The 14,517-nt window shown below is 68.5% G+C and carries 12 protein-coding genes; 7 read left to right on the top strand and 5 right to left on the bottom strand.

Annotated features, from left to right (window positions below; all coding sequences use genetic code 11):
* Positions 1-418 precede the first annotated feature (418 nt).
* The 7 genes from FZ983_RS19705 (at position 419) to galE (ending at position 9,837) form a co-directional block, all read left to right on the top strand.
* Entirely contained in the window at positions 419-1,903 is a 1,485-nt protein-coding gene (locus FZ983_RS19705) for a mannose-1-phosphate guanylyltransferase/mannose-6-phosphate isomerase (RefSeq protein ID WP_149225222.1), read from the top strand.
* 157 nt (positions 1,904-2,060) lie between these two features.
* Positions 2,061-2,486: a hypothetical protein gene (locus tag FZ983_RS19700; protein WP_149225221.1), complete on the top strand. Its 426-nt coding sequence runs from the start codon at positions 2,061-2,063 to the stop codon at positions 2,484-2,486.
* 3 nt (positions 2,487-2,489) lie between these two features.
* Positions 2,490-4,697, top strand: coding sequence for a peptidase domain-containing ABC transporter (locus FZ983_RS19695; RefSeq protein WP_188092417.1), 2,208 nt, complete (start codon positions 2,490-2,492; stop codon positions 4,695-4,697).
* Between the two features lie 3 nt (positions 4,698-4,700).
* Positions 4,701-6,194, top strand: coding sequence for an HlyD family type I secretion periplasmic adaptor subunit (locus tag FZ983_RS19690; protein ID WP_149225220.1), 1,494 nt, complete (start codon positions 4,701-4,703; stop codon positions 6,192-6,194).
* A 129-nt stretch (positions 6,195-6,323) separates the two neighbouring features.
* Positions 6,324-6,767 (top strand): hypothetical protein, encoded by a 444-nt coding sequence (locus tag FZ983_RS19685; RefSeq protein ID WP_149225219.1) that lies wholly within the window; start codon positions 6,324-6,326, stop codon positions 6,765-6,767.
* Positions 6,768-7,242: 475 nt separating this feature from the next.
* Positions 7,243-8,643: a DUF2142 domain-containing protein gene (locus FZ983_RS19680; RefSeq protein WP_247883882.1), complete on the top strand. Its 1,401-nt coding sequence runs from the start codon at positions 7,243-7,245 to the stop codon at positions 8,641-8,643.
* A gap of 174 nt (positions 8,644-8,817) precedes the next feature.
* On the top strand, positions 8,818-9,837 hold the full coding sequence (gene galE / locus FZ983_RS19675) for a UDP-glucose 4-epimerase GalE (protein ID WP_149225217.1): 1,020 nt from the start codon (positions 8,818-8,820) through the stop codon (positions 9,835-9,837).
* A gap of 157 nt (positions 9,838-9,994) precedes the next feature.
* Here galE and FZ983_RS19665 read toward each other — a convergent pair whose 3' ends face one another.
* The 5 genes from FZ983_RS19665 to rfbC all read right to left on the bottom strand — a co-directional run bounded on the left by FZ983_RS19665 (position 9,995) and on the right by rfbC (position 14,517).
* Positions 9,995-10,951, bottom strand: a complete 957-nt coding sequence (locus tag FZ983_RS19665) for a UDP-glucuronic acid decarboxylase family protein (RefSeq protein WP_149225216.1) — start codon at positions 10,949-10,951, stop codon at positions 9,995-9,997.
* Positions 10,952-11,062: 111 nt separating this feature from the next.
* The gene (rfbA, locus tag FZ983_RS19660) at positions 11,063-11,926 is read right to left on the bottom strand and encodes a glucose-1-phosphate thymidylyltransferase RfbA (protein ID WP_149225215.1); all 864 of its coding nucleotides are present in this window, start codon (positions 11,924-11,926) and stop codon (positions 11,063-11,065) included.
* Positions 11,927-11,937: 11 nt separating this feature from the next.
* Positions 11,938-12,828: a dTDP-4-dehydrorhamnose reductase gene (gene rfbD, locus FZ983_RS19655; RefSeq protein WP_149225214.1), complete on the bottom strand. Its 891-nt coding sequence runs from the start codon at positions 12,826-12,828 to the stop codon at positions 11,938-11,940.
* A complete protein-coding gene (gene rfbB / locus FZ983_RS19650; protein WP_149225213.1) occupies positions 12,825-13,892 on the bottom strand; it encodes a dTDP-glucose 4,6-dehydratase in 1,068 nt (355 codons plus the stop codon). Before rfbB ends, rfbD begins: the two co-directional genes overlap by 4 nt.
* A 73-nt stretch (positions 13,893-13,965) precedes the next feature.
* The gene (gene rfbC, locus FZ983_RS19645; RefSeq protein ID WP_149225212.1) at positions 13,966-14,517 is read right to left on the bottom strand and encodes a dTDP-4-dehydrorhamnose 3,5-epimerase; all 552 of its coding nucleotides are present in this window, start codon (positions 14,515-14,517) and stop codon (positions 13,966-13,968) included.

Genomic DNA, 14,517 nt, shown 5'->3' with positions numbered 1-14,517 from the left:
CGATTCGCTCATTTCCGAGTCGCGGAGGCGAATCGGCCATGACTCGCTCTTGATTCACGGCTCCGCATCGATCCGGTTCGGGGGCCGGTTTGGAGTTCTGTCGCGCCCCTGCCTTCTCAGCTTCTCCCCGATCGCCCGTCCGATCCAAGGCTGCGGGTACCGCCGGGCAGGGGGGCGCGACAAGACTCCAACCTCGGACCCGGCCATTGGCCCGGCTGCCGGATGCCGCAGCCGCCCCGTTTGGAGTCTTGTCTCGCCTTGTCCCGGAAGGGGCGCCCCGGTCGGATGGGTCTCGGAGGGGTGCTTGTGGAGCGCGGAAAGCGCGGTCTATAACGAACCGCCATGGCGCCGGCCGCTGGTTTCGACCGTCGGCTTTCCGGTGCCCGGTCACAGGTTCACCACAATGAATGGCGGCAGGATGAACGGCAATTCCGCGCAGAAGATCGTCCCGGTGCTGCTGTCCGGCGGTACGGGGTCCCGTTTGTGGCCCTTGTCGCGCGAACTGTATCCCAAGCAGTTCCTGCCGCTCTGCTCCGACCGGACGATGCTGCAGGACACCGCCTTGCGGGTCAGCGCGCAATTCGGCTCCACAGGGCCCGGTTCCACGCCGGCCGTCGGCGCCGCGGATGCCGTCTTCTCGGCCCCCCTGGTGATCTGCAACCAGGAACACCGCTTCCTCGCCGCCGAGCAGCTGCGCCAGTCGCGCTGCACGCCCCGCGGCATCATCCTGGAGCCGGCCGGCCGCAACACCGCCGCCGCCTGCGCCCTCGCCGCCCTCGCGGTGACCGCCGACGATCCGGACGCGCTGCTGCTGATCCTGCCGGCCGACCACGAGATCCGCGACGCCGACGCCTTCCGCCGCGCCGTCGCCATCGCCGCCCGCGCGGCCCAGGCCGGCCGCCTCGTCACCTTCGGCATCACCCCGACCCGGCCGGAGACCGGCTACGGCTATATCCGCCGCGGCCATTCGATGGACGAGGCCGACGGCGCCTACAACGTCGCCGCCTTCGTCGAGAAGCCGTCGCTGGAGGTGGCCGAGCGCTACCTTGCCGAGGGCACCTATGCCTGGAACAGCGGCATGTTCCTGTTCCCGGCCGCCCGCCTGCTGGTCGAACTGGAGCGCCACGCCCCGGCGGTGCTGGCCGCCTGCCGCGAGGCGCTGGACCAGGGGTCCAAGGATCTCGACTTCTTCCGCCTGGATGCCGCCGCCTTCGCCAAGGCGCCCAGCATCTCCATCGACTATGCGGTGATGGAGCGCACCGACCGCGCCGCCGTCGTCCCCTGCGAGATCGGCTGGACCGACGTCGGCGCCTGGTCGGCGCTGTGGGACGTCGGGGACAAGGACGGGGAAGGCAACGTCGTCGTCGGCGACGTGTTGCTGGAGGGCGCGCGCGACTGCTACGTCCGCAGCGACAACCACCTGACCGCCGTGGTCGGGGTGGAGAACGCCGTGGTCGTGGTGGTGGACGACGCTGTGCTGGTCGCCGACCGGAGCCAGGCGCAGGACGTCAAGCGCATCGTCGACCGGCTGAAGGCGGAGGGGCGCAGCGAGTCCGTCAGCCACCGCCGGGTCCACCGTCCCTGGGGCTCCTACCAGTCGCTGCACACCGGCGACCGCTTCCAGGTGAAGAGCCTGACCATCGCCCCCGGCTCGCGCCTGTCCTTGCAGAAGCACCATCACCGCGCCGAGCATTGGGTGGTGGTCAACGGCACCGCGCTGGTCACCCGCGGCGAGGAGCAGGTGATGGTCTACGAGAACCAGTCGATCTACATCCCGATCGGCACGGTCCACCGGCTGGAAAACCCCGGCAAGGTGCCGCTGACCATCATCGAGGTGCAGTCCGGCTCCTACCTGGGCGAGGACGACATCGTCCGGCTGGAGGACGTCTACGGCCGCAACTGATCCGCAGACCGACCGCAAGGAGGCATGAAGCGCAAGCGGCGCTTGTGTCTCTTTGCGGATGCGGGCATTGGCGGCTTGGTCCGGGTCGCCGCCTTCCGGTAGAAAGAGGATGCGAGGGTGCCGCAGCGGCGCCCCGCCTTCTGCTGCCGGGACCATCATGACCATCGATCCGCCGCCGGACGACCGCATCCCCGAACTCTATGCCGACGGGGTCTTCGATATCGGCTTCGGCAACGGCATGGTCCGCATCGATTTGTTCAGCCTGTCGGCCCTGCGCAAGGACGCCAACGGCCAGCCGCTGCCCGCCATCCGCCAGCGGGTGGTGATGAGCCTGCCGGGCTTCCTCGCCAGCCTGTCCGCCCTGGAAGGCATGCGCCAGCGGCTGGAGGCCGCCGGCGTGCTGCCGCCCAATTCCGGCACCGTGCCGGGTGCGCCCGTCTCCGCTCCTGCGGTCCCTGCCGCCCCGGCCTTCCAGACCCCGGTGCAGACCCCGATCCAGCCGGTCTCCCCCACCGGTGCGTCCACCGGCCCCGCGACCCCGGCCACCCCGCCCGGACGGCCCCGCTCGCCGAACTTTGGCTGACCGATGCCGGACGCCAGCACGACCGTCGCGCCGCCCCCTCCGCCCGGCCCGGACGCCGCCCCCGACCGCGACGAGAGCACCGCGCTGCGCTGCCTGACGCTGGTGGCGCGCCATCATGGCCTGTCGGCCTCGCCGTCGGCCCTGCGCGCCCGCGTCGCCCCAGGCCGCGGCGAACCGTCCACCGCCGACCTGCTGCGCATCGCCGCCGCCACCGGCTTCAAGGCGACCGCCCGCCGGCTGGACTGGAAAGCCCTGCAGGCCCTGCCCCCCGTCTTCCCGCTGCTGGCGCGGCTGTCCAACGGCAACACCGTCATCCTGGTCGGACTGTCGCGTCCGTCCCATCCCGATGAGGAGCCGGTGGTCGGCGTCGTCGATCCGCTGGCCGACCGGCTGGACGTGATCGACGTGCCGCGCGACCGCTTCCTGGAGCGCTGGGGCGGCGAACTGGTCTTCCTCAAGCCGCGCCATGGCTTGGCCGATCCGCGCCAGCCCTTCGGCCTGCGCTGGTTCGTGCCGGAGATCCTGCGCCAGAAATCCGCCTTCCGCGACGTGGTGGCGGCGGCGCTGGTGCTGCACGCCCTCGCCCTTGCCGTCCCGATCTATTTCCAGATCGTGATCGACAAGGTGCTGGTGAACGAGACCATCGCCACCCTGCAGGTGCTGACCATCGGCGTGCTGGGCGCCCTGTTGTTCGAGGCGGCCTTCCGCTTCCTGCGCCAGTTCATCCTGCTGGCGGCGGCCAACCGCATCGACATCCGCCTGCTGAACCGCACCTTCGGCCATCTGCTCGACCTGCCGATCACCTTCTTCGACGGGCATTCGGCCGGCGTCACCGTGCGCCATATGCAGCAGGTGGAGCGCATCCGCGAATTCCTGACCGGCAACCTGCTGTCCACCGTGCTGGACAGCCTGGTGCTGCTGGTCTTCCTGCCGGTGCTGTTCTTCTATTCGGTCAAGCTGACGCTGGTGGCGCTGCTGTTCGCCGGATTGATCGCCGGGGTGATGGTCGCCCTGGTGCCGATCTACCGCAGCCGGCTCGGCGAGCTCTACAACGCCGACGCCGAGCGGCAGGCCATGCTGGTGGAGACCATCCACGGCATGCGCACCGTCAAGTCGTCGGCGCTCGAACCACAGCAGCGCCGCAGCTGGGACCGCAAGGCGGCCCGCGCCGTGACCAGCCATTACCGGGTCGGCCGCATTTCCATCGCCGCCCGCACCGTGACGGAGTTCCTGGAGAAGGCGATGATGGTGGCGGTGGTCGCCGTCGGCGCCTTCGACGTCTTCGACCGCCAGCTCTCGGTCGGCGCGCTGATCGCCTTCCAGATGCTGTCGGGCCGGGTGGTGACGCCGCTGGTGCAGATCGTCTCGCTGATCCACCAGTACCAGGAAACGGCGCTGTCGGTGCGCATGCTGGGCGAGGTGATGAACCACCCGGCCGAACCAAGGCGCGAGGGCAGCGGCGCCTGCCCCGCCCTGGTCGGCCGCATCGAGATCGAGGGGCTCGGCTTCCGCTACGACCGCAACCGCCCGGCGGCGCTCGACGGCGTCACCCTGACCGTGCCGGCCGGCTCCGTCGTCGGGCTGGTCGGGCGCAGCGGCTCGGGCAAGAGCACGCTGATGCGCCTGCTCCAGGGCTTCTATCCGGTGCAGGACGGCACCATCCGCTATGACGGGCTGGACATCCGCGAACTGGATCTGGGTCATCTGCGCCGTTCCATCGGCGTGGTGCTGCAGGAGAATTTCCTGTTCCGCGGCACCATCCGCGACAACATCGCCATGACCATGCCCGAGGCCAGCCGCGAGGAGATCGTCGAAGCCGCCCGGCTGGCCGGCGCCGACGAGTTCATCCACCGTCTGCCCGACGGCTACGACACGTTGGTGGAGGAGGGGGCGAGCAACCTGTCGGGCGGCCAGAAGCAACGCATCGCCATCGCCCGCGCCTTGCTGCCCCAGCCGCGCATCCTGATCCTGGACGAGGCGACCAGCGCGCTCGACCCCGACAGCGAGGCCATCGTCATGGCCAACCTGCGGCGCATCGCCCGCGGCCGCACCGTGCTGATCGTCACCCACCGGCTGTCCACCCTGACCGGCTGCGACACCATCGCCGTGCTGGAGCAGGGCCGCCTGCTCGACCTCGCCCCCCACCCCACCCTGCTCGACCGCTGCGCCGAATACCGGCACCTGTGGCAGCAGCAGAACCGGGGGCGCTGAGCCATGCCCAACGCGCGCATATCCGAAGCGGATCAGGATGCCGAAGCGGTAGAGACCGGGCGCGAGGTCGTCCCGGCCAAGGCCGAACCGGTTTCTCCTCCCTCTCCCTCTGGCCGTCGCCGCGCCGCCCTGCCCGCCCCGTCGGCACCGCCGCCGGGCTTCGCGCTGGAGTATCTGCCGGACGGCGCGGCCATCGAACATGCGCCGCTGCCCTGGTTGGCGCGCTCCACCCTCTATGTGCTGGCCGGGCTGCTTGTGGCGCTGGTGCTGTGGGCGGGCTTCGCCCAGGTCGACCGCATCGTCACCGCCGGCGGCCGGCTGGTGACCACGGCGCCGCTGGTGGTGGCCCAGCCGCTGGAGACCGCGGTGGTGCGCGGCGTCGACGTGCAGGTTGGCGACCGGGTGCGGGCCGGCGACCGTCTGGCGACGCTCGACCCCACCTTCGCCGCGGCGGATCTGGCCGACCTGACCGGCAAGCTCGCCGGCGTCGAGGCGCAGATCGGCCGGCTGCGCGCCGAGCTGGACGGCAGCGACTACAGCCCTGCCGCCAATAGCCCCGATGCCGCCGTGCAGGCTGCCATCCTGGAGCGCCGCCGCGCCGAATACCGTTCCCGCCTCGCCTCGCTGGACGAGAAGGCCGGGCAGCTGGACAGCGCCATCGCCGCCAGCCGCCGCGCCCAGGCCGGCCTGGCCGAGCGTCTCGCCGTGGTGGGCGAGGTGGAGGACATCCGCCGCCAGCTTCAGGAACGCCAGACCGGCTCCCGCCTGACCTATCTCGAGGCGCGGGTCGAACGGCTGCGCATGCGCGACGAGCTGACCGCCTTGCAGGACCGCGAGCAGGCGAGTGCGCACGAACTGCGCGGCATCCAGGCCGACCGTGCCGCCTTCATCGACGAATGGCGGCGCAAGACGGCGGAGGAACTGGTGGAGCAGACCCGGCAGCGGGCCACCCTGGTGGAACAGATCGCCAAGGCCGAGCGCCGCCGCTCGCTGGTCACTCTCACCGCCCCGGTCGATGCTGTGGTCCTTGAGGTGGCCAAGCGCTCCGTCGGCTCCGTCATCCGCGAGGCCGAACCGCTGGTCACCCTGGTGCCCGCCGACGTGCCGCTGGAGGTGGAGGCGGAAATCCCGTCCCGCGACATCGGTCTGGTCCGCGTCGGCGACTTCGTGCGGGTGAAGCTGGACGCCTTCCCCTTCCAGCGCCACGGCACCCTGCCCGGCGAAATCCGCACCATCAGCGCCGACGCCTTCACCCACGACCCTGCCCAAGGCGCCCAGGGTGCCGCCAACCCCGACGGCCCCCGGCCGACCGCCGGCGCCGTCTTCCGCACCCGCATCCGCCTGACCGACACCCGGCTGGAGGCGGTGCCCGCCGGCACCAACCTCAGCCCCGGCATGGTCGCCTCGGCCGAAATCCGGGTCGGCACCCGCTCGGTGCTGTCCTACTTCCTCTACCCCGTCATCCGCGTGCTCGACGAAAGCATCCGCGAGCCGTAAGGGATGATGACTCCTCCCGGAAGATGCGGGTGTTGGGCTTCCCTCTCGAAAGGGTAGTATAAGGAAGGGTGGGAACCGCCTGTAGGATGGCCAATCCCCCGTTCCGTGTGCTTGGTAAGGCAGGGATCGATGCTGGTGCCGTCAAAGGAAACCCCGGTCATGGCGCCGGACGGGTCGTTTTCCTTTGGGAACATTCCGCATGTGGCAGATCATCGCGGCAGCGTTTTATGCCAAGCCGGTACGGTGATCCTGCCGGTCGGCGACAAGTCTTTCGGCTTCACCCATATCGAATGGAAGCACAAGGCAAAGATCGAGCACTATTACCGGAACATGCGGGTCGAGCAGTATGTGCAGATCGCGGCAAGCGGTTACCAGAAGCTTTACCTGGAGCGGGATGGCAGGCTCTGGCTTTTGAAGTTCAACGGTGTCGTCAAGACGGTGGTGATTGCCGAATACAGCCATGTTCTCCCGATCGGGAACCCGGCGGCGCAATATAAGGTGATAACCGGCTATCCGCTCGTCCGTCTGCCCGATTTCAATAAACGCGGCGCCAAGCTGATCTGGGAGAGATGACTTCCGGAACAGCGGCATCGAAGGGCAGGATGGGAGTTGGTGGCCACGAGGCACGCAGGATTGATGCGAACAGCAATCACCGGCTTCCGCACGGCCGGCCCTCTTACTCCGGGTCCAGGCACCGGCTGTCGCCGATGATGCGGCTGGTACCCTTTGGGCGCTTGGGCTCGTGCCTTGTGGCCACGGGAGGAATATCGATCCAAGGATAAGGGTTGTCAATCTTCTCACCCTTCAGGGACAGGACCGTCCTTCCCGTGCCCTTTGTTCTTGTCCGAGGAAAGTTGGCCTTTTCCGCCGTGGTTCGGATGACGGTTCAGGACTGGACCGGCAGGTGACGGACATCTTCAAAGCGGCCTCACCCTCTGCCTTCCAATGCTCTCTCCCAGCCCCCTCCCTGCCGCGTCACAGTTTCCAGGTGGCGCCTGTCCGGCGGATGGAGTACCCACCACCAGCCCATTCAGCGACAGGTCTGGTGATGCAGCGGATTGGTCCTTTTCTCTTCGCCGTTCTGGCAACCATCTCGGCATTCTTTCTGGTCTGGAGCCTTCCGCCCTTCCAGACCGCCGACGAGCCCGCCCACATCTACCGGGCCAACATGATCACCCACGGCTATTGGGTGGCCGCCAGGGTTCCGACCGACGGGCGGATCGCGGCGGGCGGCCCGTCCGATGTCGCGATCATCGAGGCCTATTTCCCCTTCCACCACGTCCCCTTCAAGCCGGACGAGAGGGCGAACCTGGAGGATTTCGCCAAGGCCTTCACTGCCCGCTGGGACGGCCGGGTCTTCAACGTCGCGGCGGAGAACACCGCCCCCTACCCGCCCTTCTTCTACCTGCCGCAGGCCGCCGCCATTGCGGTCGGCAAGGCCATCGACCTGCCGGTGGTGCAGACGCTCTATCTGGCGCGGGCGGCCAACGCGCTGACCTGCATCCTCGTCGGCTTCTTCGCCCTGCTGCTGGCCGGCCGGGCGCATCTGCCGCTGTTCGCGGTGCTGCTGCTGCCGATGTCGGTCTCGCTCTACGCCTCGATGAGCCAGGACGGGCTGGTCATCACCGTCACCGCGCTCGGCATCGCCTTCCTGGTCCGGGCGTTGTCCGAAGGCCGGCCACTGCGCAGTGCGGAGATCTGGGCCAGTGCCGCCTGCTTCGCCCTGGTGGGGATGACCAAGCAGCCCTACGCCCTGCTCTGCCTGATGCCGCTGGCGGTGCCGGCCGAGCGGGCGGCGGTGAAGCGCCTCGCCGTCGCTGCCTCTCTGGCCGCCGCGGTCGGCTGGGCGGTGTGGATGGCGCTCGCCGTGCAGACGCCGCTGATCCGCCAGGACGCCCCCACCGATGCCATGGGCCAGCTCCGCTTCCTGCTGGAGAACCCGGTGGCCGTCTTCACCATCGCCGTGAAGACCTTCCAGGTCTGGGGCAACGAGTATTACCAGCAGTTCGTCGGCATCCTCGGCTGGGTCGATACCCGGCTGCCCAAGCCCTATTACGCCGCCGCCTATCTGGTCCTGCTGCTGTCCTTCCTGCCGATGCTGCTCGGCCGCCGCGCGGCGGACTGGTATTCCGGGGCGCCCGCGCGGGCCTCGGCGGTGACGCTGGGCGTCGTGCTGGCGACCGGGGCGCTGCTGTTCGGGGCACTCTACATGGTGTGGACGCCGGTCGGCCAGCTGTGGGTCGACGGCGTGCAGGGGCGCTATTTCCTGCCGCTGGCAGCCCTGCTGCCGCTGGCCTTCGCGAGCGGCCGGCAGTTGCCGGCTTCCGGCGGTCCATCGGGCTGGGCGGGCGTGCTCGGGCGCGGCCTGACCTGGATGGTGTGGCTCTTCCCGATCGTCAGCATCCTGGTGCTCCAGCGGACGGTCATCCTGCGCTACTACCTCGACTAAGCCGCTCTTTCCGGCTCCCTCCCCATCCGGCCGGAGATCGGGATCGGGCCGGGGCGTTGGAGGTCGTTCGAATGATGTCGTCCGTTCGGCGGAAAAGCCCGCAGTGCAGCATGGGCGGACGACTATCTTGCGTCTCTGACCCAACCGACCCCCAGTCAGAGACGAAGAGCGGACATGACCACGAGCGACAACGCGACCGTGCTGGTGACCGGCGGCGCCGGATATATCGGCTCCCATGTGGTGCTGGCGCTGCGCGACCAGGGGCGCGCCGTCGTGGTGCTGGACGATCTGTCCACCGGCCGGCGCTCCGCCCTGCCCGACGACGTTCCGCTGGTCGAGGGCGACGTCGGCGACAAGGCGCTGCTGACCGAGACCTTCGCCCGCCACGGTATCGGCACCGTGATGCATTTCGCCGGCAGCATCGTCGTGCCGGAATCGGTGGAGCGGCCGCTCGCCTACTACCGCAACAACACGGTGAAGAGCCACGCCCTGGTCGAGGCCTGCGTGGAGGCCGGGATCGGCCGCTTCATCTTCTCCTCCACCGCCGCCGTCTACGGCATGCCGGAGCGGCTGCCGATCGACGAGCAGACGCCGACCAAGCCGATCAACCCCTACGGCTCCTCCAAGCTGATGACGGAGTGGATGCTGCGCGACACCGCAGCGGCGCACGACCTGCGTTACGTCGCGCTGCGCTATTTCAACGTCGCCGGCGCCGACCCGCAGGGTCGCTCCGGCCAGGTGTCGAAGGTCGCCACCCACCTGATCAAGATCGCCGCCCAGACCGTCACCGGCCAGCGGGCGGAGCTGCAGATCTTCGGCGACGACTACGACACGGCGGACGGCACCTGCGTGCGCGATTACATCCATGTCAGCGACCTCGCCGACGCCCATGTCGCGGCGCTCCGCCATCTGGAGGCGGGCGGCGCGTCGGAGGTGCTGAACTGCGGCTACGGCCGCGGCTATTCGGTGCGCGAGGTCCTGGCGATGGTGGAGCGGGTGACCGGCAAGCCGCTTCCCATGCGCATCGGCCCGCGCCGTGCCGGCGACCCCCCGGCGCTGGTGGCCGGCGTCGAGCGCATCGGCCGCACGCTCGACTGGACCCCGCGCCACGCCGACCTGGAGACCATCGTCGCCTCGGCCCTTGCCTGGGAGGAACGGCTTCAGATCCCCTCTCCCCCCCGGGGAGAGGGTTAGGGTGAGGGGGATGCACTGCGTGCCTTCCCAATAATCCTCGCCGTCTCACCCCCTCACCCCGACCCTCTCCCCGCTTTCGGCGGACCTATGGTCCGCCTGTCGCGTCAGCGCAAACGAAGTTTGCGCGTGAGCGGGGGGAGAGGGGGAGAACCACCCCTCAGCCGAAGAACCGCCCGCGGAAATAGGCGATGGTGCGGTCCAGGCCCTCTTCCAGCGGCACGACCGGCTCCCAGTCCATCAGCGCGCGGGCCTTGGCGATGTCGGGCTGGCGTTGCTTGGGGTCGTCCTGCGGCAGCGGCTTGTGTTCGATCTTCGAGGTCGAGCGGGTCAGGCGGATCACCTTCTCCGCCAATTCCAGCATGGTGAACTCGCCGGGGTTGCCCAGGTTGATCGGGCCGGTGACGCCGGCCGGCGTGTCCATGAAGCGCAGGAAGCCTTCGATCAGGTCGTCGACATAGCAGAAGGAGCGCGTCTGCTGGCCGTCGCCGTAGATGGTGATCGGCTCGCCCTTCAGCGCCTGGATGATGAAGTTCGACACCACGCGCCCGTCGTTGGGGTGCATGCGCGGGCCGTAGGTGTTGAAGATGCGGATGACCTTGATGTCCAGCTTGTGCTGGCGGTGATAGTCGAAGAACAGCGTCTCGGCGCAGCGCTTGCCCTCGTCATAGCAGGCGCGCGGGCCGATGGTGTTCACGTTGCCCCAATATTCCTCGGGCTGCGGATGTACCGCCGGGTCGCCGTAGACCTCCGAGGTCGAGGCCTGCATGATCCGCGCGCGCACCCGCTTGGCCAGCCCCAGCATGTTGATGGCGCCGTGCACGCTGGTCTTGGTCGTCTGTACCGGATCGTGCTGGTAATGGATCGGCGAGGCCGGGCAGGCGAGGTTGTAGATCTCGTCCACCTCGACATAGAGCGGAAACGTCACGTCGTGACGCATCAGCTCGAAATGCGGGTTGTCCAGCAGGTGCAGGACGTTGTCGCGGCTGCCGGTGAAGAAGTTGTCGACACACAGAACGTCGTTCCCGGCCGCCAGCAGCCGGTCGCACAGGTGGGATCCCAGGAATCCGGCGCCGCCGGTGACGAGGACACGCTTTCGGTTGGTAAGGGCCGGCAAGGGCTGCCTTCCTGTCTTGGCTGTTGGCAATGGCGGCAGCCGGCGGCCGTCACAAGGCGGACCGCCGGCAAACCGCGAAGGGACAACGCGGCAGGAGGGCCGCTTGATCCTTCAGCTTAGCAGCCCGAGCAGATAGCGTCCGTAATCGTTCTTCTTCAGCGGCTCGGCCAGGCGGCGGACCTGCTCGGCGTCGATCCAGCCGGAGGTATAGGCGATCTCCTCCGGGCAGGCGATCTGCAGGCCCTGGCGGTGCTGGATGGTGCGGACGAACTCCGCCGCCTCCAGCAGGCTGTCATGGGTGCCGGTATCGAACCAACCATAGCCGCGGCCCATCTGCTCGACCGACAGCTTGCCCATGTCGAGATAGGCGGCGTTGACGGACGTGATCTCCAGCTCGCCACGCGCCGACGGCTTTACCGCCGCGGCGATGTCCAGCACGTCGTTGTCGTAGAAATAGAGGCCGGTCACCGCCCATTTGGAGCGCGGGGCAACCGGCTTCTCCTCGATGCTCAGCGCCCGGCCCTGGCCGTCGAACTCCACCACGCCGTAGCGTTCGGGGTCGCGCACGCCATAGGCGAAGACGCTGGCGCCGTCGGTCTTCTCGCCGGCCGCGCGCAGCAGGTTGGTCAGGCCGTGGCCGTAGAAGATGTTGTCGCCGAGAACCAGCGCACAAGGATCGTTGCCCACGAACTCGCGGCCGATGATGAAGGCCTGGGCCAGCCCGTCGGGCGAGGGCTGGATGGCCCAGCTCAGGTTCAGGCCCCACTGCGACCCGTCGCCCAGCACCGTCTGGAACAGCGGCTGGTCGTGCGGCGTGGTGATGATCAGGATGTCGCGGATGCCCGCCAGCATCAGGGTGCTGAGCGGGAAATAGATCATCGGCTTGTCGTAGATCGGCAGCAGCTGCTTGCTGATCGCCCGCGTCACCGGGTAGAGCCGGGTGCCGGAGCCGCCGGCCAGGATGATGCCCTTCATGGTCTTCGTCCTCACGCCTGCGGCGGGTTGGTGAACAGCTCGTCGATCACGCGGTCCAGGCTTTCCTGCCACGGCGGGCAGGTCACGCCGAGACGCTCCTTCGCACGGGAGCAGTCCAGCCGCGAGTTGGCCGGGCGGCGCGCCGGGGTCGGGTAGTCCTCGGTTCCGATGGCGGTCAGGCGCGGGCGCTTGCCGGTGCGCTCTTCCAGCCGCCGGAAGATGTGCTCGGCGAAATCATGCCAGGTGGTGGTGCCGCTGCCGGTCAGGTGGTAGGTGCCCCAGGCGGCGCTGCCCGTCTTCCCGATGGTCCCGGCGATCTGGACGATGGCGGCGGCGAGGTCGGCGGCGGCGGTGGGCGAGCCGTGCTGGTCGGCGACCACCCGCATCTCCTCGCGCTCCTTGCCGAAGCGCAGCATCGTCTTGACGAAGTTGTTGCCGTAGGCGCTGTAGACCCAGGAGGTGCGCAGGATGACGTGATGCGGGGTCGCCGCCCGCACCGCCTCCTCGCCCGCCGCCTTGCTGGCGCCATAGACGCCCAGCGGGTTGATCGGGTCGTCCTCGGTGTAGAGGCCGTCCTTCGTCCCGTCGAACACATAGTCGGTCGACACATGGATGAAGGGGATGCCGCGCGCGGCACAGGCCGCCGCCATGGCGCCCGGCCCGTCGCGGTTGACGGCGAAGGACAGATCGACCTCGCTCTCGGCCTTGTCGACGGCGGTGTGGGCGGTGGCGTTGACCAGCAGGTCCGGCGCGTGGGTGGCGACCGCCTTCTCCACGTCGCCCGGCCGGGTCACGTCGAACTCGGGATAGGGCAGCCCCACCACATCGGTGCCGGGCGCCCAGTTGGCCCGCATCAGCTCGAAGCCGAGCTGGCCGTTGCTGCCGAGGACAAGGACCTTCATTGGGCGGCCCCCTCTTCCTTGAGGCCGAGCCGCTCGCCCTGGTAGGAGCCGTTCAGGATGGCCTGCCACCAGTCGCGGTTCTCCAGATACCAAGCGACCGTCTTGCGCAGGCCGCTCTCGAAGGTCTCCTGCGGGGTCCAGCCCAGTTCGCGCTCGATCTTGCCGGCGTCGATGGCATAGCGCTTGTCATGGCCGGGGCGGTCGGTGACGAAGCTGATCAGGCGGTCGTGCGGGGCGCCGGCCGGGTTCATCTCGTCCAGATGCGCGCAGATGGCGCGGACGACCTCCAGGTTGGTGCGCTCGTTGTGGCCGCCGATGTTGTAGCTCTCGCCGATCCGGCCCTTCTCCAGCACCAGCCGCAGCGCGCGGGCATGGTCCTCGACATAGAGCCAGTCGCGGATGTTGTCGCCCTTGCCGTAGACCGGCAGCTTCTCGCCCGCCAGACCCTTGAGGATCATCAGCGGGATCAGCTTCTCAGGGAAATGGTAGGGGCCGTAATTGTTGGAGCAGTTGGTCAGCACCACCGGCAACCCATAGGTCTCGTGCCAGGCGCGGACCAGATGGTCGCTCGACGCCTTGCTGGCCGAATAGGGCGAGTTGGGGCTGTAGGCGGTGGTCTCGGTGAAGAAACCGTCGTCGCCCAGCGTGCCGAACACCTCGTCGGTGGAGATGTGGTGGAAGCGGAAGCGCTCCTTGCGCTCCGCCGGCAGCGCCGACCAGTAGCCGCGCGCCGCTTCCAGCAGGCGGAAGGTGCCGACGACGTTGGTCTGGATGAACTCGCCCGGCCCGTCGATCGAGCGGTCGACATGGGATTCGGCGGCGAGATGCATCACCGCGTCGGGCTGGTGGGTGTCGAAGACCCGGCGCAGCTCGGCGGCATCGCAGATGTCGACCTTCTCGAAGGCGTAGCGGGGATTGCCCTCGGCGCCGGGCAGGGAGGACAGGTTGGCCGCGTAGGTCAGCTTGTCGACATTGACGACGAAGGCGTCGGTTTCGGCGAGAAGCTGGCGGACCACCGCCGAGCCGATGAAACCGGCGCCGCCGGTGACGAGAATGCGCGTCATCAAACCACCTTACCGACAAGAACGGGGCCGCACGCCCCAACGGGCAAAAAATAGCCGAAATTCAATAGCGCCGTCAGAACCAGTCGCCAAGCTGGGCGAAGGTCGGATGCTTGTGGTCCTTGTCCGACAGCCGGGCCTTGTCCGCGGTGACCGGCCAGTCGATGCCGAGAGCCGGATCGTTCCACAGCAGGCCGCGGTCATGCTCGGCCGAATAATAGTTGGTCACCTTGTAGATGACCTCGGTGTCCGGCTCCAGCGTGCAGAAGCCGTGGGCGAAGCCGATCGGCACCAGGATCTGGTTCCACTCCGCCGCACTGATCACCGCGCTGACATGCCGGCCGAAGGTGGGGGAGTTCTTCCGGATATCGACCGCCACGTCCAGGATGGCGCCGCGCACCACCCGCACCAGCTTGTCCTGGGCAAAGGGCGGCAGCTGGAAATGCAGGCCGCGCACCGTGCCGACCTCGGCCGACAGCGAGTGGTTGTCCTGGACGAAGTCGTAATGCAGCCCGGCCGCCTCGAACGTCTTCTTGGTGTAGGTCTCCGAGAAGAAGCCGCGATGGTCGCCGAACTTCTTCGGGCGGATGATCTTAACGTCGGGAATGTCGAGGGAGACGACGTCCAT

This window comes from Azospirillum sp. B21 (assembly GCF_008364825.1).
GTDB lineage: Bacteria > Pseudomonadota > Alphaproteobacteria > Azospirillales > Azospirillaceae > Azospirillum.
This window is presented reverse-complemented; position numbering and strand designations above follow the sequence as displayed.